The organism is Streptomyces sp. NPDC055013 (assembly GCF_053608645.1).
This window is the reverse complement of record NZ_JBSGVW010000010.1, coordinates 207,684-231,936: the sequence shown is the minus strand read 5'-3', so window position 1 is coordinate 231,936 and position 24,253 is coordinate 207,684. Positions and strand designations below refer to the sequence as shown.

Genomic DNA, 24,253 nt, shown 5'->3' with positions numbered 1-24,253 from the left:
GACAGGGTCGTTTCTCAACTACGAGGCTGCCAGTGCCCGTTCTGCCAGGCGAGCTCGCTCGGAGTGAGCGGATTCATAGCCGTCACGTCCCGCGGGACGATGGAGAACCCCTGCCAGTGGACCGGCATTGGCTGCTGGTCCTCGTCACGGGCGATGTGGTGGAAGCCCACATTCATCCAGACGATCGGGTGGGAGAGGTTCTGACCGCTGACCCACTTGTCGACGGACTTGGGATGGGTGTTGCCGCAACCCGGGTTGTTCGTGGCGAACTTCTCGCACTTGTTGTACTCGGTGAAGTACATGTCGTGCTTGGTGAAGCTGCGGCCCGGGTACTTGGTGCTGGCACCGGGGACGATCTCGTACGACCGCGCGTGGCCGTCCTTGTTCTTGCCGGTCGCGCTGACCATGCGCCACCAGCGGTAGTTCTTGGCGTCGCCCGCGAGTTCCTTGGTGACCTTGGTGCGGGTGGTCTTGGTCTTCGGGGCGCGGTCACCGGCGGCGGGCGCGGTCACGGCCGAATCGTACTGCTCGATCTTGCCCTTGGAGGAGCCGTCCAGGCCGAAGTCGAGCCGCCAGAAGACGTTGTGGCTGTGGCTGGTGGCCTTGGCCCTGTCGCCCTTGCCGATCGGCCAGCCGCGGCCGTCTCCGGCGTCGTAGTCGTCGTACGACAGGCTGCCGGTGGCACCGACGTTCATGGTGACCGTGCCGTCGTCCTGGAAGCGCCACTCGGTCATGTACTCGTACCAGCCGACCTGGTTGACCGTGTAGACGAGCAGGTCCTTGCTCTGCGCCTGGTAGACCTTGTTGGCGGTGTCGCCCTGCATGCGGTAGGCGTGGCCACGCGCGCGGGTCGTCGTGCACAGACCGTTGACGTTCGGGTGCTCCGGGTCCCAGGCCTCCGGGACCTTGACGGACTTGATGGTGCCGCCCGGGCACTCGCTGGGCGCGAGGTTCATCAGGCCCTGGGCGAAGCCGAAGCCCGTCAGGTCGTCGTACTCGACGCTGCCGTCGTCGTACGGGACATGGATCTGCCCGAGCCTTGCGTCGTTGAGGACCTTGATCGGATTGGCCTCGCCCTTGGGCTGGTAGGAGATCTTCTCCAGGACGAGCCCGGCCTTGCCGTCGTAGCGCCAGCACATCCGCCAGGTCGTGCCGCCGGTGAGCTTCTGCTCGATGCGGTAGGCGGCACTGCAGTCGGCCGCGGGCGCCGGGGCGTTCTTCGGCTGGGCGGAGGCGGGTCCGGCGCCGGTCGTCGCGCCGGCGGCCAGTGCGGCCACGGACAGGCCCAGGGCCGCGCCCTTGCGGGCACGGCTCATTCTGTTCACACGCATGAAGAAATGACTCCCTTACAGGAGGTGCAAGTACGTGAGATGCACGCCTGTGGCGCGCGAGTTGGAAAGCTGAACGGAGAGTGGTTCAGCCGATGTCGAGCTTGGCGACCTTGCGGGCGCTCAGGTCGATCACGAAGGAGCGGGCGTCGATCCAGGGCCCGTTCTTCACCTTCGGGAACAGCCGCACGCACCGGTGTTCGCCGCACTGGTCGAGTACGGCGGGCTGGGCGCCCGGAGCGGCCCGGTACACGGCGCCGTTGAGCAGCAGTTGGTCCGGGGAGCTGAGCTCCTTGCCGGTGGCGTCCTTGTAGTCCGCCTTCATGCCCGCGCCCAGCGGGTCGGCGATCAGGATCTTGGCCGCCTCGGCGTACTCGGCACGGCTCAGCGGCGGCTGGACACCGTGCTCGGTGGTGGTCTGCTCGACCTTCCCGGTGTCGAGGTTGACGGTCTTGGTGACGAGCGCGTCGGCCTTGTAGTCGTAGAACGAGACCTCGGCGCGGCGCGGCGCGTTCGCGTCGTCCAGCTCGTCGGCGTCCGGCTCGGCGAGGTCGACGCCGAGCCGCTGCGGCCCGCGGTCACCCTCGACGTTCTCACCGGCGCTGCGCAGCTGCGGGTTGACCGCGAGCTTCGCGGCCCGGTCCATCTCGTCGTCGGTCAGCGGGTCGTTGCCCGTGCCCTTGTCACCCTCGCTCGCGGCCCCCTCGACGACGCCCGGCGGCACCGTGCCGGCGCCCTGGCCCTGCTCCTGGGCGGCCTGCTGGGCGGACTGGCCGCTGTTGCTTCCTCCCGTTTCGTCGGCCCCCGCCGTCCCCGGCAGGGTGATCCCGACCATCACGGCCGTTCCCGCGACCGCGATGGCCGCACCCGCCACCACCTTGCCCAGATGGCGGTGCACTATCTTGCGCACATCTTCCCCCTACTCCCCGTACGTCCCCGGGAGTACGTGTTGGCCCCACTGGTTCGGCATAACGCGTATGCCTGGTCGACCGCTAAGAGGGACATAAGTCATAGGTGGTTCCATCACTTTTGGGGAGACTCGACGTCAAGGCGCCCACGACGGCGTGCCCGAGCTGAAAGAGTCGTGTCCATGCAGGTCTGGCCTGGAGAGGCATATCCACTCGGTGCCACCTACGACGGCGCCGGCACCAACTTCGCGGTCTTCACCGAGGCCGCGGACCGAGTAGAGCTGTGTCTGCTGCACGACGACGGCTCGGAGACGGCGGTGGAACTGCGGGAGAGCGACGCCTTCGTACGGCACGCGTACGTGCCGGGCGTCATGCCGGGGCAGCGGTACGGCTTCCGGGTGCACGGGCCCTACGCGCCCGAGCGCGGTCTGCGCTGCAACTCCGCGAAACTGCTGCTCGACCCGTACGCCAAGGCGGTCAGCGGCTCGATCGGCTGGGGCGAGGAGGTGTACGGCTACCACTTCGACAAACCCGACAAGCGCAACGACCTGGACTCGGCGCCGCACACGATGTCGTCGGTCGTGGTGAACCCGTACTTCGACTGGGGCGACGACCGGCGGCCCCGCACCGAGTACCACCACACGGTGATCTACGAGGCCCATGTGAAGGGCCTGACCATGCGCCACCCCGGGCTGCCCGAGGAACTGCGCGGCACCTACGCCGCCCTCGCGCACCCGGCCGTCATCGAGCACCTCACCGAGCTGGGCGTGACGGCGCTGGAGCTGATGCCGGTCCACCAGTTCGTGAACGACCACCGGCTGGTCGACATGGGCCTGAACAACTACTGGGGCTACAACACGATCGGCTTCTTCGCCCCGCACAACGCGTACGCCTCCTGGGGCGACCGCGGCCAGCAGGTCCTGGAGTTCAAGTCGGCGGTGCGGGCGCTGCACGAGGCCGGCATAGAGGTCATCCTCGACGTGGTCTACAACCACACCGCCGAGGGCAACCACCTGGGCCCCACGCTGTCCTTCCGGGGCCTGGACAATCCGCAGTACTACCGCCTGACGGACGACCCGCGCTACTACATGGACACCACCGGGACCGGGAACTCACTGCTCATGCGGTCCCCGCACGTCCTGCAGCTGATCATGGACTCGCTGCGGTACTGGGTCACCGAGATGCACGTCGACGGCTTCCGCTTCGACCTCGCGGCCACCCTGGCCCGGCAGTTCCACGAGGTGGACCGGCTGTCGTCGTTCTTCGACCTGGTCCAGCAGGACCCGGTGGTGTCCCAGGTGAAACTGATCGCCGAGCCGTGGGACGTGGGCGAGGGCGGCTATCAGGTGGGCAACTTCCCGCCGCTGTGGACCGAGTGGAACGGCAAGTACCGCGACACCGTACGGGACCTGTGGCGCGGCGAGCCCCGCGCGCTGGCGGAGTTCGCGTCCCGGCTGACCGGCTCGTCCGATCTGTACCAGGACGACGGGCGGCGCCCACTGGCCTCCATCAACTTCGTGACCTGCCATGACGGGTTCACGCTGCACGACCTCGTCTCGTACAACGACAAGCGCAACCACGCCAACGGCGAGGACAACCGGGACGGTGAGAGTCACAACCGGTCCTGGAACTGCGGGGCGGAGGGTGAGACCGACGACCCGGCCGTCCTGGAGCTGCGCGCCCGCCAGATGCGCAACTTCGTCGCCACGCTGATGCTGTCCCAGGGCGTGCCGATGATCAGCCACGGCGACGAGTTCGCGCGTACCCAGCGGGGCAACAACAACGCGTACTGCCAGGACAGCGAACTCGCGTGGCTGGCATGGCCGACGGACGGGGATGGCGGCCCTGAGGGCGAGGCCCTGGCCGGTCTGCCCCGCGAGTTGCTCGCCTTCACGCGCGCGATGGTGTGGCTGCGGCGGGACCATCCGGTGTTCCGCCGGCGCCGCTTCTTCCACGGGCGGCCCGTGGAGGGCACCCATGACGACCTGTCGGACATCGCCTGGTTCACTCCGCAGGGCAAGGAGATGGCCCAGCGGGACTGGGACCGCGCGCAGGCGTCGGCGCTGACGGTGTTCCTCAACGGCAACGCGATCTCGGAGCCGGGCGCGCGCGGGGAGCGCATCGGCGACGACTCGTTCCTGCTGATGTTCAACGCCTCTCCGAAGACCCTCGACTTCGTCGTGCCGGTCAACCACGGCCGCGAGTGGCAGGTGGTCGTCGACACCGCGCGCGCGGACGGGGTGCCGCCGGAGACGGCATCGAAGGTGCAGGCCGGGGACCGGTTGACGTTGGTGGACCGCAGCATGACGGTGTTGCAGCGGCCGGTCTAGGGCTACGCGGCGGTGCGTCCGGGGTACGACGCCGGGCGCGCCGTCAGCGCGATCGCGCAGGCGAGCGCCGCGGCGAGGCTCGCGGCGCCGAAGGCCGTCACGGGACCGTACGACTCGGCCAGCCTGCCGGTGCCGGCGAGCGCGAGAGCCTGCCCGCCGACCAGCGCGCTCGTCGCGAACGCCATCGCCTCGGAGAGCCGCGCGGGCGGCACCACGCGCTCGGTGAGCCCGAACACCGTGATGAGGTGCGGGGCGTAGGCGACGCCGAGGACCGTGACGGTGACGTAGAGGGCGGCGAGGCCCTCCGTCCACAGCAGCGGTAGTGAGAGCAGGAAAGCGGCTGCGGTGGCCGCCCGCCAGCGCACGGTGAGTCCGAGACGGGCGGGCACGGCGGCCATGGAGAGCCCGGCTACGGCGCTCATCACTCCCATGGCGGCGTAGACGAGCCCGGCCTGGTCCGGCTGTCCGAGTCGCTCGGTGAGGGCGGTGATGCCGGCTTGGCAGGCGCCGAACATGGCGCCCTGGAGAGCGAGGGCGGCTCGGAGGGCGTGGACGGATCGGGGGATGGGGGGCGGCGGGACGGGGCCGGCTGCTCCTGTCGGCGACGCCGGGACGGGGTCGCCTCGCCCTGAGGGCGCCGTCGGCACGGAACCGCCTCGCCTCCTCGGCGCCGTCGTGACGGCACCGTTCCGTCGCCCCGCACGCGTCCGGACCGAACCCGACCGTCGTCGTGCCGACGTGGCGACGGGCCCCGGCCGTGTCGCCACCGCGGTCCGATGCAGCGCGAAGCCGCTGCCGCACAACGCCACCAACACCGCGGCGCCACCCAGCGCGTACCCGGGATGCGCCATCACGGCCGCCAGGCCGACCAGGGCAGGGCCCAGCACGAAGGAGACCTCGTCCAGGGTGCTCTCGAAGGACAGCGCGGCGCCCACCGTCGAGTCGCGAGCCCCCGCACGGCGGGCGAGAGCGACGAGACGGGCGCGGGCCATCGGCCCGATCTGCGGCACCGTCGCTCCGGCCGCCGCACCCACCACGGCCAGCACCGCCGTCTGCAGTCCCGCGAGCGCACCGGCGACCAACCCGGCGACCGCGACGGCGTTGGCGAGCGAGAAGACGAGCACGACCCTCCGCTGCCCGTGCCGGTCGGCGAGTCGGCCGACCAGCGGACCGCAGGCCACCTGCCCGACGGCGAGCGCACCGCCGGTCAGTCCGGCGGCGGCCAGGGAGCCGCTCGTGCGCGCGACCAGCAGCACGCTGCCGAACTGGATCGTGGCGGTCGGCAGTCGTGCCAGGAAGGACATGACCGGCAGCAGCGGCCCGGTCAGGCCGATCACCTCGCGGTAGGCCGCGGCGGTGCCGCGGCGTCCTGTCGTCCCCTTCGTTCCCGTCGTTCCCATCACTCGAAGCTAGGCACGCGCGTGGGCCCACGTGGAGGGGACGATGACACGAAGGGCGGCAGGGCGGGTACGTAGCTTTCCATGACACCTGAGCGACCTGAACCGACGGTGCCGACCTTGCCGACCGCCACGTACCGGCTGCAGCTGCAGTCCTCGTTCCCGTTCGAGGCCGCGGCGGCGGCCGTGCCGTACCTGGCCTCGCTCGGCGTCTCGCATCTGCACCTGTCCCCCGTCCTGGAGGCGGTCCCGGGGTCGGGGCACGGCTACGACGTCGTGGACCACGCGCGCGTGCGCGAGGAACTGGGCGGCGAGGAGGGACTGCGCGCACTGGCCCGCACCGCGCGCGCACACGGGCTGGGCCTGGTCGTGGACATCGTGCCGAACCACATGGCCATGGCCCCGCGCCACAACCACGCCCTGTGGGAAGTGTTGCGCGAGGGCCCCAAGTCGCCGTACGCGCGATGGTTCGACATCGACTGGGAGGCCCAGGGGGGACAGGTGCTGCTGCCGGTGCTCGGGGGGCCGCTGGGCGAGGAGCTCGGCCGGCTGGAGGTGGACGGCGACGTCCTGCGCTACCACGACCATGTGTTCCCGCTGCGCGAGGGCACCCGGCAACTGCCGCTGCCGCAGCTCCTGGACGCGCAGTGGTACCGGCCTGCGTGGTGGCGGCTGGCCCGTACGGAGCTCAACTACCGGCGGTTCTTCAGCATCTCGGAGCTGATCGGGGTGCGGGTCGAGGACCCGGAGGTGTTCGAGGCCACCCACGCCAAGATCCTCCAGCTCCTCCACGAGGGCGTGATCGACGGGCTGCGCATCGACCACCCCGACGGCCTCGCCGACCCCGACGCGTATCTCCAGCTTCTCCACGAGGCGACCGGCGGGCGCTGGACGGTCGTGGAGAAGATCCTGTCGGACGGCGAGCACCTGCCGGCCTCCTGGCCCGTGGCCGGCACCACCGGCTACGACGCCCTGCGGCACATCGACGGCCTCTTCACCGATCCGGCCGGATTCGGGGAACTCCTCGGCCAGTACCGGCGGTTCGCGGCCCCGCAGACGGACCGCGGCGGCGACTGGGAGGCGACGGTGCGACGGGCCGCGTACAAGGTGCTCACGCACGAACTGGCCACGGAGATCGACCGGCTGACGCGGGTGGCGAGCCGCGTATGCGCCACGTCTCCGGAGCCGGCGCTGCGCGACCGTGCCCCGTGGGCGCTGCGCACGGCGCTGCAGGAGCTGCTCGTCCGGCTGGACGTCTACCGGCCGTACGTCTCCGGGGACGCGGCCCGTGTGGTCACCGAGGAGGCCGCGGCCGAGGCCCGGCTCGCCTTCGTCGTGCCCGAGGAGGCAGGCGCGGTGGACGTCGTGCGCGAGCTGGTGCTCGGGCGGGCCGGCGACGGGCCGGACCACGTGGAGTTCCGGACGCGGTTCGCGCAGACGGCGTCGGCGCTGCGGGCCAAGTCCGTGGAGGACACGGCGTTCTACCGCTATGTGCCGCTGCTGTCGGCGACCGAGGTGGGCGGGAACCCGGGCAGCCCCTCCGTATCGGCCGACGAGTTCCATGCCTACTGCGCGCGCGTGCAGCGCGACTGGCCCGTGACGGGGACGGTCGCCTCGACGCACGACACCAAGCGCAGTGCCGACGTACGGGCCGCGCTGGCCGTGCTCACCGAGTGCCCGGAGCACTGGGCGGACGTCCTGACCGAGGTGACCCGCGACGGCGAGGGCGTACCGGACGCGCAGTTGGCGTGGGCCGCGTGGCAGACCGTGTTCGGGCTGGGCGAGGCGGATGCGGACCGGGTTAAGGGGGCGCTGCTGAAGCACGTGCGCGAGGCCGGGCTGTTCACCAGCTGGACGGAGCAGGAACCGCCGTACGAGGAGGCGGTGGCGGCGTTCGTCGCCGCGGGGCCCTGCGGGGCGCCCGGCGAGCGCGTGGCCGCCTTCCGGAGCCGTATGGAGCCGCACATCCGGGCGAACATGCTGGGCATGGCCCTGGCCCAGTTGACGATGCCCGGCGTGCCGGACGTCTATCAGGGCACGGAGGGGGAGTACCGGGCGCTGGTGGACCCGGACAACCGCCGGGGCGTGCGGTTCCCGCACCAGGACCCCGGGGAGAAGGGCGCGCTGACGGCGGCCGTGCTACGGCTGCGCAGGCGGCGTCCCGAGGGGTTCGGTGACTCGGCGTCGTACGTGCCCCTGACCGCCGAGGGCCCGGCCGCCGCGCACTGTGTGGCCTTCGGGCGCTCCGGAGAGGTGGTCACCGCCGTGACGCGGCTGTCGCTGCGGCTGGCGCAGTCGGGTGGCTGGCGCGGCACGGTGCTGGCGCTGCCGCCGGGGCGGTGGGCCGATGTGCTGGCTCCGGAGCGGGAGTTCACCGGGCACGCGCGCGTGGAGGAGCTCTTCGAGGGCCTCCCGGTCGCGTTGCTGGAGCGGGTCGGTGAGGGGGCGGTCGAGCAGTAGGGGGCGACCGTGCAGCGGCCGTGGAGCCGGGGCGAAGGCCTCCGCCGCGAGCACGACGTCCAGCGCGTACGAGGGCACCCTGCGCCCTGCCGGAGCGCCGGCGACCCGGCTCGGGCCCGCGTGCGCGCCCGGGGCCCGTGCACCGGTGCAGCGCATGGTGACGAGCTCTGGCGCCTTCTGCGATCCGGCGCTCCCGGCGTCCGTTCATGCCGGTCGGCGGCGGGCGACCGGTGCGGACACCCGGGCCGGAACGACCTCGCGCCTCCCCCGGCTCCCGTTGCCCCACCCGCCTGGGGTGAATGCAACTGAGCGCCCCCGGGAGCCTCCCCCGTGAAGTCCTTGACACGTAAACCAGACCGTGGGGTACTGCGGATTGCGAAGGCTGGGCGGACATGACGGGGGTGAGTCTCCTGCCGGAGCTGCGCTACCCCACGCTGACCGAGCTGGTCCTGTCCGCCCGCGCACTGGCCGCTCACCGACCGGGCCTGTGCACCCTGAGACAGGTGGGGTCCTCCCGAGCGGGCAGACCCCTGCACCTGCTGTCCATCGGTCACGCGCGGCCCGCCGTCCTGGTGGTCGCCGGAGCGCACTCCAACGAACCGACCGGTGGGCCCACGGTCCTCGCGGTCGCCGAACGCGTCCTGCTCGAGCGGGAGCTGCGGAGCGACATCTCCTGGCACTTCCTGCTGTGCGCGGATCCCGACGGGGCGAGCCTGCACGTCACCCCGGCACCTCGCAGCCTGCTCGACTACCACCACGGCTTCTTCCGGCCGGCGGCCTCGGAACAGCCGGAGTGGGCACCGGCCACACTGCCGGCCGACCGGCTGCCGCCCGAGACGCGCGCGCTGACCCGGGTCATCGACGAACTGCGGCCCTACCTCCAGGTGACCCTGCACGGCACCGATCTGGGCGGCAGCTGGGTGCAGTTGACGAAGGACGTCCCCGGCCTCGCCGAGCCGTTCGCGAAGTCCGCGGCCCAGCTGCACATCCCGGTGGAGACGGGTGCCTCGGACGCGGCGGGCTGGCCCGCGTCCGGACCCGGGGTGCATGTGATGCCGGCGCCGGGCGCGGGCGCGGCCTATCCGAGCATGCCGGACGACGCGCGCAGCAGCACCTGGTACCACGTGCACCGCTACGGCGGCCTGACGGCGGTCGTCGAGGTGCCGATGTGGGCCAGCGACCTGGTGGACGACCCGGCGCCGCATCCGGCCCCGGCCAGGGCGATGCGGCGGCTGGCGGCCCGGCTGCTGCGGGACGCGCTGGAGGTGGAGCGGGTGCTCGCCGAGGCGCTCCCCCACCTGGACGGCGTCGACGGGCCCCTGCTGCGGGCCTCGAAGTGGGCACTGGAGCTGGTGCCGGGGCTGGCCGCCGACTGGATGCGCACGCCGCCCGCCGACGACACCATGGCGTACGTCGGGAGCGTGGACGCCTTCGGGCGCCGGCTGCCGCTGCGGGCGGCGGCCATGCTGCTGCGTGTCCTGCGCGAGGCCGACGACCGCGGGGCACAGCGCCTCGAACACCTGGTGGCGACCTGGAGCGACGCCTTCGCCGAGCGCTTCCGCGCCCGCTGGGTGCCCCTGGAGCACCAGGTCGAGCACCAGTCCCGCACGGTCGTCGCGGCAGCGCTGCACGCGCGCGACCGGCCGACGTGAGCCGCGCGTGAACCGCGCCGGCTTGTGCGGTACGGCCGATGCGGCACGGTGTCAGGCGTCCAGCGCGAACACGGCTCCCGTCCGAGCACCCATGGCGCACCCGTTGGCGAACGTCTCCCGGTAGTCGACCGGCCGTCCCTGCCACTCCCCGCGCGCGTGGACGGTCACCGGGGCGTAGATCATCGGGCAGAAGGCGTCCGCCGTCCGGAGCCGGCTGATGTCGCCGCCCACCTTCTCGAGCTCCGCGCAGGCCTGCGCCGCCTTCCCGTGGCCCTGCGGCGGGTCGCACAGCAGCAGCGTGCCGCGCGGGTCACCGTGGCGGGCGTCGCCCCGGGTGACCGTCAGGAAGAGCCAGTTCCCCGAGTCCGATTCCTGGGCCGCCGCCGGCGCCGGGGACGCGCCGAGGAGGAGCATGGCAGCCGCCGCCAGCAGGCCGCCCCGTACCGCTTTCGCCGTGATTGATTGCGTCATTCCCGATGCATCGGCACGGCGGCCCCGGCATTCCACCCCGACTCACCCGAACGGGAGCACGCGGGCGCGTACCGTCCGGCGAGTTCGAACGCGGCGAGCACCACCCGCGCCTGGTACTCCACCTGGCGCGCAACCGGGATCCAGCGGGCCCCGCAGCCGTCGCGGTAGTCGTCGCACCACTCGTCGAGGAGCCGGCCCAGCTCCGGCAGCACCCCGGCAGGGTCGCGCCCGGCGCCCGTCACGAGCTGGTGCAGCAGCCCGGCGGTGCGCAGGGCGAGGCGCCGCCCGGCGATGCGCAGGGCGGCCAGATGGGCGGTGCTGAGCGGGGGAAGCGGGTGTACGCCGACCGGGTCCCGAACGTCGGGGTCCCAGGTGTTCGCGAGCCCTGGACAGACCAGTAAATAGTCGTCGACCGGAGCGAGCAGCCGGGCCGATTCCGGTCCGACGGGCAGGTGGGGCCGCAGGCGTTCCAACAGCCGCTGCAGGAGGAGGGTGTCGTGGCGGAGGGTATGGCTCACCCTCCGCAGGACCGTTTCCTCATCGGCGGGCGGAGCACCGTCCTGCACGGCGGCCACACCCCACATGGGGGCCTCCACGACCGCCGTGACCGTGCCGTGCCGGTACGGATGGAACCACGTCGACTCCACGGCCGCCTCGGTGATGGCGGCGGCCAGGTCACCCCGGCGGGGCCTGGGGATCCGGTAGACGGCGGGGCCCAGTTCCGGCCAGTACAGGGTGTCGTAGGGGCCCAGCTCGCGCGGGATGCCGAGGCGGGCCGCCGTGTGCGCGATGCGCTGGGCGAGGCCGGGCAGGTCATGGGTCAGCTCGACGAAGCCGCCGCCGACGTCGACGCCGTGCAGGGAGCACTGCAGGAAGGGCCGCAGTTCGTCCTGGAGTTCGAGCAGGGCGCGGGTCTCGGGCAGCGTGGCGGCGTCGGCGCCGTCCGGCAGCCATTCGGGCTGTTCCAGAAAGCCGGGCCGGAAGAAGTGCCGGAAGTAGTCGGCGAGGGCGTACGGGCCGTGCAGCCAGCCCTCGTTGCGGCGCAGGCCGTCGGGGTCGAGGCAGAGCAGCAGGTTCCAGGTGGCGTCGGCGCCCTCGTGCAGGCGGGGGTCGGCGAGCACCCGTTCGGCCAGGCGCAGGACGGTGGCGCCGCCCACCGGTTCGTTGGCGTGCGGGCCGGCCACGACGAGGGCCTGGCGGCTGCCGTGGCCGACGGACAGCAGCCACAGGGGCGTGCCCGCGCGGGACGTGCCGACACGGCGCAGTCGTGCGTCACGGGGACGGCGGGCGACAAGCGCGGCCGCCCGGGCGCTCAGCTCGTCGACGGTCGGGTAGCGGAGGAGTGGCGGCAGGGCACACCTCCACAATGCGGTGCCGTCGGTTCACCTGGTGTGCATGGTGTACGCACAGTCAGTCACGACTTGGCCAGTACGTCAACACCACCGAGGGCAAAGGGACTTGAGTCAACGCTTCAAGTAAAGGGAGGCCCCGAGCCGCCGGCCGGCTCAGGTCGCGGCGAGCCGGAACGACATCCGGCCGAAGCCGACCTGGTCGCCCTCGCGGACCACGACGGCACCGATGACGCGCCTGCCGTTGACCGTGGTGCCGTTGGTGGAGCCGAGGTCACGCAGGACCCACAGGCCGGCCTGGTGGCTCAGTTCGGCGTGCACCCGGGACACCGTCTCGTGGGTCAGCCGCAGCCCGTTGGCGGGGTCGCGCCCTATGCGCAGCGGATGACCGGACCCGGGGTGGGGCAGCAGCAGCTTGGGCAGCCGCTCGGCCTGCCATGCCCTGCGCAGCCGTACGGTGAAGCCGGAGACCGCCTCGACGGTGCCGAACACCAGACGGGACAGACGGCTCTCGGAGGGCAGGTCGGCGGTGAGCGCCGCGAGCTCGTCCGCGCGGCGGGCGGAGAGGGCGAGTTCCATGCGGCGCACGAACGTGTCGTGCGACAGCCGTCCCATGGCGACGCCGTCACGCAGCACCTTCAGCGCCTTGTCGCGCTCCACGTCGGAGAGCCGCGCGGGGTACGTGTTGAACTCGAAAGACGACGTCACGCTGCTGATTGTCGGTCAGTGGACCCCCGGTGTCCAGAAAACGGGGAAACGACCACCACACGCGCGTGATCGCCGAGACAGGCCACGACACCCGCCGCAAAAGGGAAGATTCAAAAGCGGATTGATCTCGTTTGAAGCACCATGGACGGGCTACATCACGGTGAGCAGACGAAGGGGAACCGTCCGTGCAGTTCGAGGTGTGGGCACCGCAGGCCGGCCGTGTGACGCTCCATTGCGAGGACGCCACGCGCGCGTTGGAGCGCCATCCTGATCGGGCGGGATGGTGGTGGGGGGAGGCGGAGGCGCGCGACGGGACGCGGTACGGCTTCGCACTGGACGACGGGCCGGTGCTGCCCGATCCGCGTTCGCGCCGGCAGCCGGACGGCCCGGACGGACTCAGTGCGGTCGTCGACCACGGCCACCACGAGTGGCGCACCGAGTGGGCCGGGCGCCCGCTGCCCGGTGCGGTGCTGTACGAGCTGCACGTGGGCACGTACACGCGTGAGGGCACGCTCGACGCGGCCGCCGAACGGCTCGGGCATCTCATCGAACTGGGCGTCACACACGTCGAGTTGATGCCGCTGAGTCCCTTCCCGGGGCGGCACGGCTGGGGCTACGAGGGCGTTTCGCTGTGGGCCGTGCACGAGCCGTACGGCGGCCCCGAGGCGCTGAAACGCTTCGTCGACCGGGCCCACGACCTGGGTCTGGGCGTGCTCCTCGACGTGGTGCACAACCACTTCGGCCCGTCCGGGAACTATCTGCCCGTCTTCGGCCCCTACCTCACGGACACGCACCACACGCCGTGGGGCTCCGCGGTCAACCTGGACGCGCCCGGCTCGGACGAGGTGCGCGCGTTTCTCGTGGAGAGCTCACTGGCCTGGCTGCGGGACTACCGGATCGACGGGCTGCGCCTGGACGCGGTGCACGCGCTGGTGGACACGCGCGCGTGTCACTTCCTGGAGGAGCTGTCGACGGCCGTCGACGCCCTCTCCGCCGATCTGGGCCGGCCGCTGAGTCTGATCGCGGAGACGGACCTCAACGACCCTCGGCTCATCACCGCGCGCGAGGCGGGCGGCCTGGGTCTGCACGCCCAGTGGAACGACGACTTCCACCACACTCTGCACACCGCGCTGACCGGCGAGGCCCAGGGCTACTACGCCGACTTCGCGCGCGCTCCGATGGCGGGCCTCGCCAAGACCCTCGCCGGCGGCTATTTCCACGACGGCACGTACTCGAGCTTCCGGGGCCGCCGTCACGGGCGCCCCCTGGACCGCACGCGCGTGGCGGCGCACCGCCTCCTCGGCTACAGCCAGACCCACGACCAGGTCGGCAACCGGGCCCAGGGCGACCGGCTCGCGGCCGTCCTCTCCCCCGGGCTGCTGGCCTGCGCGGCCACGCTGACGCTGACGGCGCCGTTCACGCCGATGCTGTTCATGGGCGAGGAGTGGGCCGCAGGCACGCCCTGGCAGTTCTTCACCGACCACACCGATCCGGAGCTCGCCGAAGCCGTACGGCGCGGCAGGCGGCGGGAGTTCGCGGCGCACGGGTGGGCCGAGGAGGAGGTGCCCGACCCGCAGGACCCGGCGACCCGGGACCGCTCCTGCCTCGACTGGTCCGAGCTCGACAGCGAGCCTCACGCGCGCGTGCTGGCCTGGTACCGGCGCCTCATCGCCCTGCGCCACGAGCAGCCCGACCTCACCGATCCCGACCTCGCCGACACCAAGGTGGCCTACGACGAGCAGGGGCGCTGGCTCGCCTTCCGGCGCGGCGACGTACGCGTGGCCGTCAACCTCGCCAAGGAACCGGCGGCGATCCCGCTGGGGCCCCGGCAGGCGGCCGTACTGGCGGCCTGGGAACCCGTGGAGGCGCCGGGCGCGGACGGGGTGCTGCATGTGCCCGGGGAGTCGGGTGTGGTGCTGCTGCAGGGGTGAGCGGGGCCGCCACGGCGGGCGCCGTCGGGTCCGCCCCTACAACTCCTCCTCGCCGTCGTCGTCCTCCCTGAGCTCCGTCACCCGCTCCAGCAGGATCGGCTCCCACGCGTGGTGGAGCTGCGCTCTGAGCAGCGGTGGCGGCGATTCGCCCTTGCCGCCGAGGCGGTCCGCGAGGCGGACGACCGCGTCGCAGCGGGCGAGCCAGAGGCCTCGTAGACAGGGGCGGGCGCCGTAGCCGGCGAGGGTGGCGGCGCGTACGGCGGCCGGGGAGCCGACGGCGAGGGCGAGGCCGGCGATGTCCTCGGCGGGGTCGCCGAGGACGGTGTCGGCCCAGCCGAGGACGCCACGCACCCGGCCGTCGGCGCTCACGACGAGGTGGTCGGCGGTGAGGGCGTGGTGGACGAGGACGGCCGTCGCGGACTGGGCGGCGAGCTGTCCGGCGGCCTGCTGGGTGAGCTGGCGCACGCGGGCGGCGTCGAACTCGTCGGCGGTGTCGAGGCGGGCGGCGGCACGTTCGGCGGCCCGGCGCAGGGCCTCCAGGGAGCGCGGTGCGGCGCGCGGCACGCCGAGCGTCTCGGCCTGCCGTACCGGGACCTCGCGCAGCCCCGTGAGCAGCCCGGCCAGGTCGGCCTCGCCGACGGCGGACACGTCGTGCTGCCCGCCCGCCCCGCCGGGCACCTTGGTGTCCAGGGTGCAGGTCAGTCCGGGCGCCCACTCGCCGTACGCGACGCTCGTCGGCAGTGTGACGGGGACGTGCGGGCGGACGAGGTCGCGCAGGCGCAGTTCGCGGCGCTGGCGGGCGGCGGCCTCACGGTCGGGGGCGAGGCGCAGCACATGGCGGGTGCCGACCCACCAGGTGGCGGGCTCGGCGCCCGCGGCGGCAGGACGGACCTCCGGTCCGGCCGAGTCGTCCGCGCCGTTCTTGAGCAGGGAACGGACCAGTCGGCGGACGGTGTCCGCGGTGGGTGTCGGTGCCTGGGTCATGGTCGCGCCGTCGTCGCTCGGGGGTCTACGGGGGCCGGGCTCCTCGTTCCCGGTGGCCGGGTCAGTCCACTATGACCATCTCGCGGGTCGTGTCGTTGAGGCGCCGGCCGCCGTCCTCGGTGACCGTCACGATGTCCTCGATACGCACTCCGAAGCGGCCGGGCAGGTAGATCCCGGGCTCCACGGAGAAGCACATGCCGGGCACGAGGGGCTGCTCCTCGCCCTCGATCATGTAGGGCGGCTCGTGGGTGGTGACGCCGATGCCGTGCCCGGTGCGGTGGATGAAGTACTCGCCGTATCCGGCGTCCGCGATGACCGCGCGGGCCGCCCGGTCGACCTCCTGGCAGGCGACGCCGGGCCGCACCGCACGGAAGCCGGCCTCCTGGGCCGCGCGCACCAGGTCGTGGACCCGGCGCTCCTCCTCGGTGGGTTCGCCGACGTGGACCGTACGGGAGGTGTCGGAGCCGTAGCCGTCCTTCAGGCCGCCGAAGTCGAGGACGACCATGTCGCCGCGTTCGATGACACGGTCGCCCACCTCGTGGTGCGGGTTGGCGCCGTTCGGGCCGGAGGCGACGATCGTGAAGTCCACCTGGGAGTGGCCGAAGCGGCGCAGCAGGTGGGCGAGGTCGGCGGCGACCTCGGACTCGCGGCGACGGCCGAAGGGAACCTTCCGGATCTCCTCGAACGTTGCGTCTGCGGCCGCACCCGCGGCCGCCAACAGCTCCAGCTCGGCGGCGTCCTTGACGGCGCGCAGCATCGGCAGCGCGTCGGTGAGGGAGGCGTAGGAGGTGCCGGGCAGGGCCTTCTGCAGGGCCAGCAGGTGCAGGGCCCAGGCGTTGTCGCTGATGCCGAACCGGCCGCTCGCGTCGAGGAGGGCGGCGGTGGCGGCGTAGGGGTCCTTGCCGTCGGTCCAGTCGCGCAGGGTCAGGCCGGGCGCGCCGGTGGCCTGCGCGGCGTCCGGGGCCTCCAGGGCGGGGACGACGAGGACGGGCTCCCGGCCGGGGACGAGGACCAGCAGGGTGAGCCGCTCGGTCTCCGCGGTGGGCGCGTAGCCGGTCAGCCACACCAGGTCCGGGCCGGGGGCCACCAGCAGCCCGGCCAGGCCGGCCTCCGCGGCCGCCCGCGCGGCACGTTCCATACGGGCCGCGTAGTCGTCGGCGGTGAAGGGCGCGGGTGCGGTGCCGGTCATCCGGGCCTCCCTGGGCGCGTGAAAGGACTACGGGCAGCATCCTGCCCGTACGGAGGGGGCGGCGCGAGCCGATCGGCGGGTCTTTCGAGCGGCTCGTCGGGCAGCCCGGCCCGGGCGTGGCGTCAGCTGTCCAGGGCCATGCGGACACCGAGGAGGAGCAGCACGCCTCCGGAGACCTGTTCCAGGCGCCGGCGCACGCCCGCGCGGGACAGCACGTTCTTCATCCGGCCGACGAACCACACGTAGAGGCCGTAGTAGCCGACTTCGTAGACCGCCCAGAGTGCGGCGAGGCCGATCATGGCCGGCAGGTGCGGGGCGCCTTCCGGGACGAACTGCGGGAGGAAGGACAGGGCGAAGACGGCCGCCTTGGGGTTGGCGAGGTTGAGCAGCAGCCCGCCGCGGTAGGAGGCCCAGCCGCTCTTCTGCGTGCCCTCCCACGCGGTCTCCTGCTCCCCCTGCGCGCGGCGGGCCTGCCGCAGCGCCTGGATGCCGAACCAGACGAGCACGACCGCACCGACGATCCGCATCACGTCGTACGCCACCTCGGAGGCCGTCAGCAGCGCGGTCAGGCCGAACGCGGCGACCACGCCCCAGACGAAGACCCCGGTCTCGTTGCCGAGCACGGTCAGGAGTCCGGAGCGTCTGCTGTGCAAGGACTGCTTGATGATCAGCACCGTGCTGGGCCCCGGCGAGGCGGCGACGAGGGTGCAGGCTCCCAGGAAGGCGATGAGGGTGGTCAGCATGGGGTCATCGTGGCCCGGCCGGCGGAAGGGGACCAGTGGATTTCGTGGACTCCTCCCTCAAGCCTTCGCTCGAGACGCACGTCGGTCAGGTGACGACGCCCGGGATCGCCGTCAGCTGCTGGTAGCCGCCGCCGCGGTGGCGCACCGTGAGGGTGACCTCGCGGCCCGGGCGGGCCCCGGCGACGGCTCGCGCGAGGTCGGCGGCCGAGTCGATGCGGGTCCTGCCGAACGCCAGGAGCACGTCACCGCGGACCAGGCCGGCCGCGTATCCCGGTCCCGGGACATGGACGCCGACGAGCAGGGCGCCCGGCTTCTCGGCGTCCACGGCCTCCACGCCGAGAGTGGCGACGGCGGCCGGACGCGGCGAGGAGGTGGGCGTCGGGGATGCGGGGGCGGAGGAAGCGGGGTGTGCCGACCCGGACGGGCTTCCGGGGGAGCCCATGCCTGCTTGTCGCTTCAGCTCGGCGAGCTTGCTCATGCCGATCACCGTGGCCCCGAGAGTTCCGAGGCCGACCCCGGACAGGATCAGGACCATTCCCACCAGTAGCGCGCACAGGAGGGTCGTGAGTCGTCGGCCGCGCCGGTGGGGCGCGGCGTGCGGACGCCGTGCGCCGGGGGCGGGCTTGGCCTCGTCGCCGGGCCCCTGACCTGGCATGGGCTTGGGTCGCAACGCAGTCTGTTCCATCGGATCGCCTCCGGCTGGTGACTACCCTGCGCACCGGCGCACGACGAGCCACGATCGAGTGAGACTGACCAGTGGTCAAGAACGGGAAGCCATAGGCGTCACGGCAGAAACGGGACGTCAGGGACGGGCGGGGCGGGGTGGGCCCTGCCTCACGCCGGTTCGAGCAACGCCTCCGCGACCACTGCCGACGCTCCCCGGAGGGCCCCGGCGTACACCAGTTCCGTCCGGTGTACGACCCGCGGTTCCGTGAGCGGTACGGCGACCGCGCCGGGCACCCCGGTGGCCACCGGGCGCGGCAGCAGGGTCAGGCCGTGGCCCGTCGTGGCCAGGGCGGTGAGGGCGTGGATGTCGGTGCCCTCGTAGCGCAGGGCGGGGCGGAAGCCGTGGCCACCGTTCGCGGCACGGAGGTGGGCGAGGGGCAGGCCCGCGTCGGGGGCCTCCAGCCAGCGTGCGTCGGCCAGGTCACCGAGGCGCAGGCCGGTGCGCCGGGCGAGCGGGTGGGTGTCGGGCAGGAGGACGCAGACGGGCTCCTCCCCCACGCCGTACGTGGTCAGCGGGGCCACGTCCGGCAGTCGCAGCGGGTCGCTGGGGGCGGCGAGGCCGTCGACGAGGCCGAGGTCGGCCGTGCCGGTGGCGACGGCCGCGGGGACCTCGTCGCGGGGCAGCACGCGCAGGGTCACGCCGGAGGCCGGGAGCGCGGCGAGGACGCGGGGTCCGAGTGCGGTCGACGCGGCGGCGAGCGTGAGTCCGTGGTCGGGCGCGGCCGCCATTCTTACGACGTCCGCGCGGGCCGCCTCCAGGCGCAGCAACAGCGGGCCCGCGTGTTCGAGGAGCCGTTCACCGGCCGCCGTGGGCGCCACGGGGCGACGGGTGAGCAGCGGTGCACCGAGGTCCTGTTCGAGCGCGGCCATGTGCTGGGACACCGCCGACTGGGTGTAGCCGAGCTCGCGGGCGGCCTCGGAGAACGAGGCCAGACGGGCGACCGTGACGTAGGTGCGCAGCAGGTGCGGGTCCATGCGCCAGAGCATCTCGCACACCATCAGTGCTGCTTATCGGAGGTGCAGTAATCATCGTTGGACGTGAAGGACTGGCCGCGCCCAGGATGACGGCCATGCCGAACACCGCTGCTCAAGCAGCAACGACCGCAAGGCTCGCCCTGGTCGGGGACCGCTCCCCCAACGTCGCCTCGCACACACGCGTGCCGCTGCTGCTGGACGCTCTCGCGGAGCGCGAACGGCTCGTCCTCGACGCCTACTGGATCCCGTCGCAGGACGCGGTCGCCGACGACGCCGTGCGCGGCTTCGACGCCGTGTGGGTGTTGCCGGGCAGCCCGTACCGCAGCGAGGCGGGTGTGCTGTCCGCGATCCGCACGGCGCGCGCGGAGGGGATCCCGTTCCTCGGCACCTGCGGCGGCTTCCAGCACGCGCTCCTCGAGTACGCCCGCGAGGTGTGCGGGCTGAGCCGGGTCGCCCACGCCGAGAACGACCCCGACGCGGACGACTTCCTGATCGAACCCCTGGCCTGCTCGCTGGTCGGCCACGAAGCGGTGGTCCGGGTCGAGTCGGGCTCGCTCGCCCAGTCGGTGATCGGCTCGGAACGGACCGTCGAACGGTACTTCTGCGCCTACGGCCCCTCCCGCCACCTCGACACGCTCCGCGCGCACGGTCTGCGCTTCTCGGGGCAGGACGAGGACGGTCACGTCCGGATCGCCGAACTGCCCGGCCATCCCTTCTTCCTGGCCACGCTCTTCCAGCCGGAACTGTCCGGCGACGGCTCGCGCCCGCACCCGATCGTCCGCGCGCTGGCACGAGCCGCCCTCGAGCACGCGGCGCGGAGGGACTCCACCCGCGCGTGAGGCCCGCCATGTCCGTCGCCCGCGCACGCGTGCGTGACACCCGTTCGTCCGTCACCACGCCACGCACCGGTACGTGAGCCCGTGCCCTTGCACCCGTACGTCAGCCCGTGTGTCCCTCCCCGTGGCCACCGTGGGCGCCGCCGTGGTCGAACTTCAGCGCCTCGGCGGGCATGACGACGAAGGGCCGCATCATCCCCATGTCCTCGTGCTCGAGGAGATGGCAGTGGTACATGAACCGGCCGTACGCCCCGTCGAACCTGCCCATGACGCGCAGCATCTGGTTCCCCGGCACCCGGAAGACGTCCTTGTATCCGCGTTCGTTGGGGGCCAGCGGGATCGCGGTGGCGGCGTCGTACCGGATGGGGCTGCGGGTGCCGCCCACCGCCGGGTCGAATCCCGAGACGTCGTGGGCGTCGCGGCCCAGCAGCTGGAAGTCGGCCAGGTGGATGTGCATGTTGTGGTCGTTCCCCTCACCCCAGAAGACTCGCCGCGCCGCACCGAAGTTCCCTGAATATCCCGTTCCGCACGAAACGTTTCGGCGACGGCATCCGGAGGCCGGAAGTCCGCTGTCAGTGGCGGCTGTTACGTTCAGTGACATGACCGATCACGCGCTGCGGGTGCTCCGGAGGAACCCCCGCCTGGCCGAACTTGCGGCCCACCCCTTCAACTTCGACATCGGCCGTGCCGCCCACGGCCACGTCGAAGAGGTCCGCCTGGCCTCGGGCGGCCCGCTCGACATCGTGGCGGGGGACGACACCGGCGGTACGTACTTCGTGTGCGCGGACGGGTCGATGCTGTACGCCGACTCGGAGGGCTCGGCCGGGATCGTCGGCTCCAGCGTCGACGAGGCGCTGGAGATCATGATCGGCCTGGAGGAGGCCGAAGAGGACGACGAGGAGGACGAGAAGGAGTTCGACGGGGAGCACGGAGACGGAGCGCAGCGCAGCCGCCTCCCTCGCCTTGAAGAGGCGCGAACCGAGCTGCGGGCCGCGCTGGGCTTTCCGGAGCGCTCTCCCGCCGAGCTCGAAGCCATGCTCCGGGCGGCGCTCCTGCGCACCGAGCCCGACTTCTTGCTGCTGAACGGGGCGGAGCACAACGCCTATCAGCTGCTCGACTCGTATCCGCGCCCACCCCTGTGGGAGCCGGTGCTCGCGAGCGGCCGCGCCGATCTGACACTGCTGCGTGGGGGCTACGGTGTGGCGTGGGACGCCGTTGCCGGGGATCCCGTGCGGCGCCGGCTCGCCCTGCGGGCCGCGCAGTTCGACCGGGCCGAGGGCGACCTGGAACTGCTGCGGCATCTGTTGCGGCACGAGACGCGGTCCTCGATGACGGACGAACTGCGCCTCGCGGCCGTCCTGGTGGGGCTGCGCGGAGACGTCGGCGATCTGCCGCTGCTGCACGAGGTGCGTGAGACGGACTTCGACACAGCGTGCGGTCTCGGCGGGATGCCCGAACCCGGCGCGAGCTCGGAGGAGTTGCGGGAATGGGCGCAGGGGCTGGACGACTCGCTGTTCGGTACGGATCCCGCTGACGAGCCGGTGGCCACCTGGACCGACCTCGCGCGGGACCAGGGCATGACCGAGCTCGCCCGGGTGACGCTAATCCGCGAACTCGACGCGATCGTCATGGACCAGAGCAGACTCCGCCGGCCCGACGCGCCGCGGGCGTTGGCCACGGCTCCGCTGCGTGCACTCGCCCGCGACTTCGAGGAACTCGGCGACCACCCTCAGGCCCTGCGCGCCCAGCGCCTGTACGCCGCATTGCAGGAGACGGCCTGGGACCGCGTCTCGGCCCGCCTCGACCAGGCCCGTCTGGAGCGTGTTGACGGTCAACTGACGCAAGCTGTAGGGACCTTGGCCGCGCTACGGAACATCCTTGCAGCTCCCGGGGACGACTCCCTGCGCCACTGGGAAGGCGTGAACCTCGGCCGCTTCATGGCCGAGGAGCACTATCGGCTCACCCGCGCCCTGGCCGACGTGCCCCTCCCCGACGAGGCACGCATGCTCCTCCCGGCCGCCGACGCGATACTCGGCGAGCTCTCGGAGAACGCCGCGAAGGGTGTACGAGAGCTCGCCGAGGAGACGGCCGCGCTGGTGCGCGAGCTCAGCTGAGGAGGGGGACGGCCGGCGGGCGGTCCGGCACGAAGCCGTGTGCGCGGCGGGACAGGTACTCGGCCTTGTAGCGGTCGACCTCCCGGTGCCAGTTCAGGATGCCCGCCAGCCAGTTCTGGAGGTCGACCACGTAGTTCGTCATGATCTCCCGGGCCTCCTGCGAGAGTCCGAAGTCCTCGTACACGATGGGCAGTTCGTGCGCCGCCACATGCTCGAACTGCTGCATGCGCTGGGTCATCAGGTCGTGGACGACGTCCAGGGCGGCCGGGTAGTCGATGCCGAAGAAATTCTGTACGACGAGGATCGCGTTGTGGATCTCGCCGTCGTACTCGATCTCCTTCTGGTACGAGAAGACGTCGTTGAGGAGACAGGCGTAGTCGACGGCGGCGTTCTCCAGCGAGCGGACCGGGCCGCTGCGGTAGACCTCGGGTGGGACGGCGGGGCCGTGGCCCATCCGGCACAGGCTGAGGGTGAGGTCGCTGCCGAAGGTGGCACGGCGCATCTCCAGGTAGTCGACCGGGTCGGGGATGCGGTTCTGCAGCTGGTTGGACAGCTCCCACACCCAGCTCTCGGTCATGACGTCGACCGAGTCCTTCAGGAAACGCCGGTCCTCGGTGGTCATGTCCGCGGTCGTACGCGCCCACAGGTCGGTGAGGCCTCGCTCCATGGCGTCCAGGGGCACGATGGCGACCTCGCCGTCGAGGGGCATGCAGGCCGACAGGCGCTGGGTGGTCAGCCGGGCGGCGGCGAGGTCGCGGCGGTGGCCGAAGACGAGGGGGTAGTAGTCGTCGCCGTAGGTGCCCCAGGCGAGCCAGTGGGAGCTGAGGTCGAGGGCCTCGGGGGTGGCGTCCGGGTCGAGGCCCGCGGCGCACAGCGGGAGGTCGTAGGCGGTCAGTTTATCCTCGTCCCAGACACCTTCCTCAAGGATGCCCATGCGGTGCGTCCACTCGGTCAGGCGGTGCCGGGCCCCCTCGAGGTGAGGGCTGAGCTCCAGTTGGAAGGGCATGTAGAACTCGGGAAGACGGGACGGGCCGACCTTCTGGAACGGCACGTGCGTGTACGCACGCAGCCGCTCGGCGCCGGCCGCCGCGAGCAGCGCGCCGACGTCCGCGGCGGAAGTGCCCGGACCGGTCAGGCCCTTCCAGGGCGCCGTCGGTTCGGCGCGCGCGTTCATGTACCGGCTGGAGCGCATGTGCCATTCGTGGCCGCCGGACTGCCAGTCCTGAAGCCCCTGGGTGTACGCGGCGACGGCGGCGACCTCGCCGGGGGTGAGCCCCTTCTCCAGCGCCACGGCGGGAACCTCGGTGAGGGCGGTGTGCTCGAACTGGTGGAGGCGGGAGGTCAGGACGTCGTTGACGGTGTCGGCGGCCTCCTGGGTGGTGCAGCCGAAGAAGGTCTCCAGCACCAGCACGCCGTTGCTGAGCTCGCCCTCGTCCTCTACCTCGCGCTGGTAGGAGAACAGGTCGTTGCGCAGGTGCACGGCGTCCGAGAACGTCTCCATCAGCACACGCAGCGGCCTCGACTCGGCGACGGACGCGGGAACTTCGGCCGTCGCGTACTCCACGAGCCCGGACGACCAGGGGGCGCCGCCCACCTTGCGGCGCATCTCGATGTACTCGACCGGGTTGGAGACCCGGCCCTCGTTGATGTTGGACAGCTCCCACAGGGATTCGTTCAGCAGGTGCTCGGTGGCGACGGCGAAGCGGCGGCGCCAGTCGGCCGACATCGAGGGCACGGTGCGCGTCCACAGGTCGGCGAGGCCCGCCTCGACCGGGTTCTGCGGCTCCGGCATCGGGGTCGACAGGTCCATCGGCATGAAATGAGGCAGGCGGTCCAGGTAGGCCTTGCCGCCGGCGCGGTCCTGAGTGCGCTTGAAGATCTCCAGGAAGTGGTCGTCGAAGAAGAAGACCCACACGTACCAGTCGGTGATCAGGGAGAGCGCGGGGCCGTCGCACTCAGGGTGGGTGTACGCGCAGAGCAGGCCGTAGTCGTGCGCGTCCAGATCGGCCTGCTCCCAGATCCCGGACCCCTCCAGCATGCCCATCTCGCGCGCCCACTCGGTCGAATGGGCACGGGCCTCGTCGACATGTGGGTTCAGCCGCGCGGGATACGGCATGTAGAAGTGGGGGAGTTCGAAGGGCTGCTGCGTCAT

18 protein-coding genes and 1 pseudogene are annotated in these 24,253 nt (G+C 72.1%); 6 read left to right on the top strand and 13 right to left on the bottom strand.

Features of this window, described 5'->3' with window-relative positions:
• Positions 1-14 precede the first annotated feature (14 nt).
• Complete coding sequence (locus ACWGDB_RS15985; protein ID WP_453822992.1) at positions 15-1,331, bottom strand: copper amine oxidase; 1,317 nt, start codon at positions 1,329-1,331, stop codon at positions 15-17.
• Positions 1,332-1,416: 85 nt separating this feature from the next.
• On the bottom strand, positions 1,417-2,238 hold the full coding sequence (locus ACWGDB_RS15980) for a Tat pathway signal sequence domain protein (protein ID WP_453822991.1): 822 nt from the start codon (positions 2,236-2,238) through the stop codon (positions 1,417-1,419).
• Between the two features lie 180 nt (positions 2,239-2,418).
• Here ACWGDB_RS15980 and glgX point away from each other — a divergent pair, with 180 nt between their 5' ends.
• Positions 2,419-4,566, top strand: coding sequence for a glycogen debranching protein GlgX (glgX, locus tag ACWGDB_RS15975; RefSeq protein ID WP_453822990.1), 2,148 nt, complete (start codon positions 2,419-2,421; stop codon positions 4,564-4,566).
• 2 nt (positions 4,567-4,568) lie between these two features.
• On the opposite strand, the gene ACWGDB_RS15970 is transcribed toward glgX, so the two are convergent.
• Complete coding sequence (locus tag ACWGDB_RS15970; protein ID WP_453822989.1) at positions 4,569-5,966, bottom strand: MFS transporter; 1,398 nt, start codon at positions 5,964-5,966, stop codon at positions 4,569-4,571.
• A gap of 81 nt (positions 5,967-6,047) precedes the next feature.
• Between ACWGDB_RS15970 and treY the strand changes: the two genes are divergently transcribed.
• On the top strand, positions 6,048-8,423 hold the full coding sequence (gene treY / locus ACWGDB_RS15965; protein ID WP_453822988.1) for a malto-oligosyltrehalose synthase: 2,376 nt from the start codon (positions 6,048-6,050) through the stop codon (positions 8,421-8,423).
• Between the two features lie 401 nt (positions 8,424-8,824).
• Positions 8,825-10,075, top strand: coding sequence for a M14 family zinc carboxypeptidase (locus tag ACWGDB_RS15960; RefSeq protein WP_453823034.1), 1,251 nt, complete (start codon positions 8,825-8,827; stop codon positions 10,073-10,075).
• Between the two features lie 51 nt (positions 10,076-10,126).
• On the opposite strand, the gene ACWGDB_RS15955 is transcribed toward ACWGDB_RS15960, so the two are convergent.
• The 3 genes from ACWGDB_RS15955 to ACWGDB_RS15945 form a co-directional block, all read right to left on the bottom strand.
• Entirely contained in the window at positions 10,127-10,546 is a 420-nt protein-coding gene (locus ACWGDB_RS15955) for an SSI family serine proteinase inhibitor (protein WP_453822987.1), read from the bottom strand.
• Complete coding sequence (locus ACWGDB_RS15950; protein ID WP_453822986.1) at positions 10,543-11,913, bottom strand: M14 family zinc carboxypeptidase; 1,371 nt, start codon at positions 11,911-11,913, stop codon at positions 10,543-10,545. The genes ACWGDB_RS15955 and ACWGDB_RS15950 overlap by 4 nt, the downstream gene beginning before the upstream one ends.
• A gap of 138 nt (positions 11,914-12,051) precedes the next feature.
• Entirely contained in the window at positions 12,052-12,603 is a 552-nt protein-coding gene (locus ACWGDB_RS15945) for a DUF1707 and FHA domain-containing protein (protein ID WP_453822985.1), read from the bottom strand.
• A gap of 185 nt (positions 12,604-12,788) precedes the next feature.
• Here ACWGDB_RS15945 and treZ point away from each other — a divergent pair, with 185 nt between their 5' ends.
• Positions 12,789-14,534 (top strand): malto-oligosyltrehalose trehalohydrolase, encoded by a 1,746-nt coding sequence (gene treZ / locus ACWGDB_RS15940; RefSeq protein WP_453822984.1) that lies wholly within the window; start codon positions 12,789-12,791, stop codon positions 14,532-14,534.
• Positions 14,535-14,570: 36 nt separating this feature from the next.
• Here the strand turns inward: treZ and ACWGDB_RS15935 are convergent, their stop codons facing one another.
• The 5 genes from ACWGDB_RS15935 to ACWGDB_RS15915 form a co-directional block, all read right to left on the bottom strand.
• Entirely contained in the window at positions 14,571-15,518 is a 948-nt protein-coding gene (locus ACWGDB_RS15935) for an aminoglycoside phosphotransferase family protein (RefSeq protein ID WP_453822983.1), read from the bottom strand.
• 61 nt (positions 15,519-15,579) lie between these two features.
• Positions 15,580-16,707, bottom strand: a complete 1,128-nt coding sequence (locus tag ACWGDB_RS15930) for an aminopeptidase P family protein (protein ID WP_453822982.1) — start codon at positions 16,705-16,707, stop codon at positions 15,580-15,582.
• Positions 16,708-16,829: 122 nt separating this feature from the next.
• Positions 16,830-17,450, bottom strand: a complete 621-nt coding sequence (locus tag ACWGDB_RS15925) for a LysE family translocator (RefSeq protein WP_453822981.1) — start codon at positions 17,448-17,450, stop codon at positions 16,830-16,832.
• A gap of 85 nt (positions 17,451-17,535) precedes the next feature.
• The gene (locus tag ACWGDB_RS15920) at positions 17,536-18,135 is read right to left on the bottom strand and encodes a PDZ domain-containing protein (RefSeq protein WP_453822980.1); all 600 of its coding nucleotides are present in this window, start codon (positions 18,133-18,135) and stop codon (positions 17,536-17,538) included.
• Between the two features lie 149 nt (positions 18,136-18,284).
• Positions 18,285-19,163 (bottom strand): LysR family transcriptional regulator, encoded by an 879-nt coding sequence (locus tag ACWGDB_RS15915; RefSeq protein WP_453822979.1) that lies wholly within the window; start codon positions 19,161-19,163, stop codon positions 18,285-18,287.
• An 83-nt stretch (positions 19,164-19,246) separates the two neighbouring features.
• Between ACWGDB_RS15915 and ACWGDB_RS15910 the strand changes: the two genes are divergently transcribed.
• Positions 19,247-19,990 (top strand): CTP synthase C-terminal region-related (seleno)protein, encoded by a 744-nt coding sequence (locus ACWGDB_RS15910; RefSeq protein ID WP_453822978.1) that lies wholly within the window; start codon positions 19,247-19,249, stop codon positions 19,988-19,990.
• 100 nt (positions 19,991-20,090) lie between these two features.
• On the opposite strand, the pseudogene ACWGDB_RS15905 reads toward ACWGDB_RS15910, so the two are convergent.
• Positions 20,091-20,450 (bottom strand): annotated as a pseudogene (locus tag ACWGDB_RS15905) (multicopper oxidase domain-containing protein); the annotation flags it as partial.
• 136 nt (positions 20,451-20,586) lie between these two features.
• Between ACWGDB_RS15905 and ACWGDB_RS15900 the strand changes: the two are divergent.
• The gene (locus ACWGDB_RS15900; protein ID WP_453822977.1) at positions 20,587-22,101 is read left to right on the top strand and encodes a hypothetical protein; all 1,515 of its coding nucleotides are present in this window, start codon (positions 20,587-20,589) and stop codon (positions 22,099-22,101) included.
• On the opposite strand, the gene cyc2 is transcribed toward ACWGDB_RS15900, so the two are convergent.
• Positions 22,094-24,253 (bottom strand): germacradienol/geosmin synthase Cyc2, encoded by a 2,160-nt coding sequence (gene cyc2, locus ACWGDB_RS15895; RefSeq protein ID WP_453822976.1) that lies wholly within the window; start codon positions 24,251-24,253, stop codon positions 22,094-22,096. The two genes, ACWGDB_RS15900 and cyc2, sit on opposite strands and share 8 nt — an antisense overlap.

What these genes read in the sequence shown, in the direction of transcription:
- ACWGDB_RS15985 (WP_453822992.1), bottom strand. Translation starts at nt 1,331, where the DNA reads ATGCGTGTGAACAGAATGAGCCGTGCCCGCAAGGGCGCGGCCCTGGGC.
- glgX (WP_453822990.1), top strand. Translation starts at nt 2,419, where the DNA reads ATGCAGGTCTGGCCTGGAGAGGCATATCCACTCGGTGCCACCTACGAC.
- ACWGDB_RS15970 (WP_453822989.1), bottom strand. Translation starts at nt 5,966, where the DNA reads ATGGGAACGACGGGAACGAAGGGGACGACAGGACGCCGCGGCACCGCC.
- treY (WP_453822988.1), top strand. Translation starts at nt 6,048, where the DNA reads ATGACACCTGAGCGACCTGAACCGACGGTGCCGACCTTGCCGACCGCC.
- ACWGDB_RS15955 (WP_453822987.1), bottom strand. Translation starts at nt 10,546, where the DNA reads ATGACGCAATCAATCACGGCGAAAGCGGTACGGGGCGGCCTGCTGGCG.
- ACWGDB_RS15935 (WP_453822983.1), bottom strand. Translation starts at nt 15,518, where the DNA reads ATGACCCAGGCACCGACACCCACCGCGGACACCGTCCGCCGACTGGTC.
- ACWGDB_RS15930 (WP_453822982.1), bottom strand. Translation starts at nt 16,707, where the DNA reads ATGACCGGCACCGCACCCGCGCCCTTCACCGCCGACGACTACGCGGCC.
- ACWGDB_RS15925 (WP_453822981.1), bottom strand. Translation starts at nt 17,450, where the DNA reads ATGCTGACCACCCTCATCGCCTTCCTGGGAGCCTGCACCCTCGTCGCC.
- ACWGDB_RS15920 (WP_453822980.1), bottom strand. Translation starts at nt 18,135, where the DNA reads ATGGAACAGACTGCGTTGCGACCCAAGCCCATGCCAGGTCAGGGGCCC.
- ACWGDB_RS15915 (WP_453822979.1), bottom strand. Translation starts at nt 19,163, where the DNA reads ATGCTCTGGCGCATGGACCCGCACCTGCTGCGCACCTACGTCACGGTC.
- ACWGDB_RS15910 (WP_453822978.1), top strand. Translation starts at nt 19,247, where the DNA reads ATGCCGAACACCGCTGCTCAAGCAGCAACGACCGCAAGGCTCGCCCTG.
- ACWGDB_RS15900 (WP_453822977.1), top strand. Translation starts at nt 20,587, where the DNA reads ATGACCGATCACGCGCTGCGGGTGCTCCGGAGGAACCCCCGCCTGGCC.
- cyc2 (WP_453822976.1), bottom strand. Translation starts at nt 24,253, where the DNA reads ATGACGCAGCAGCCCTTCGAACTCCCCCACTTCTACATGCCGTATCCC.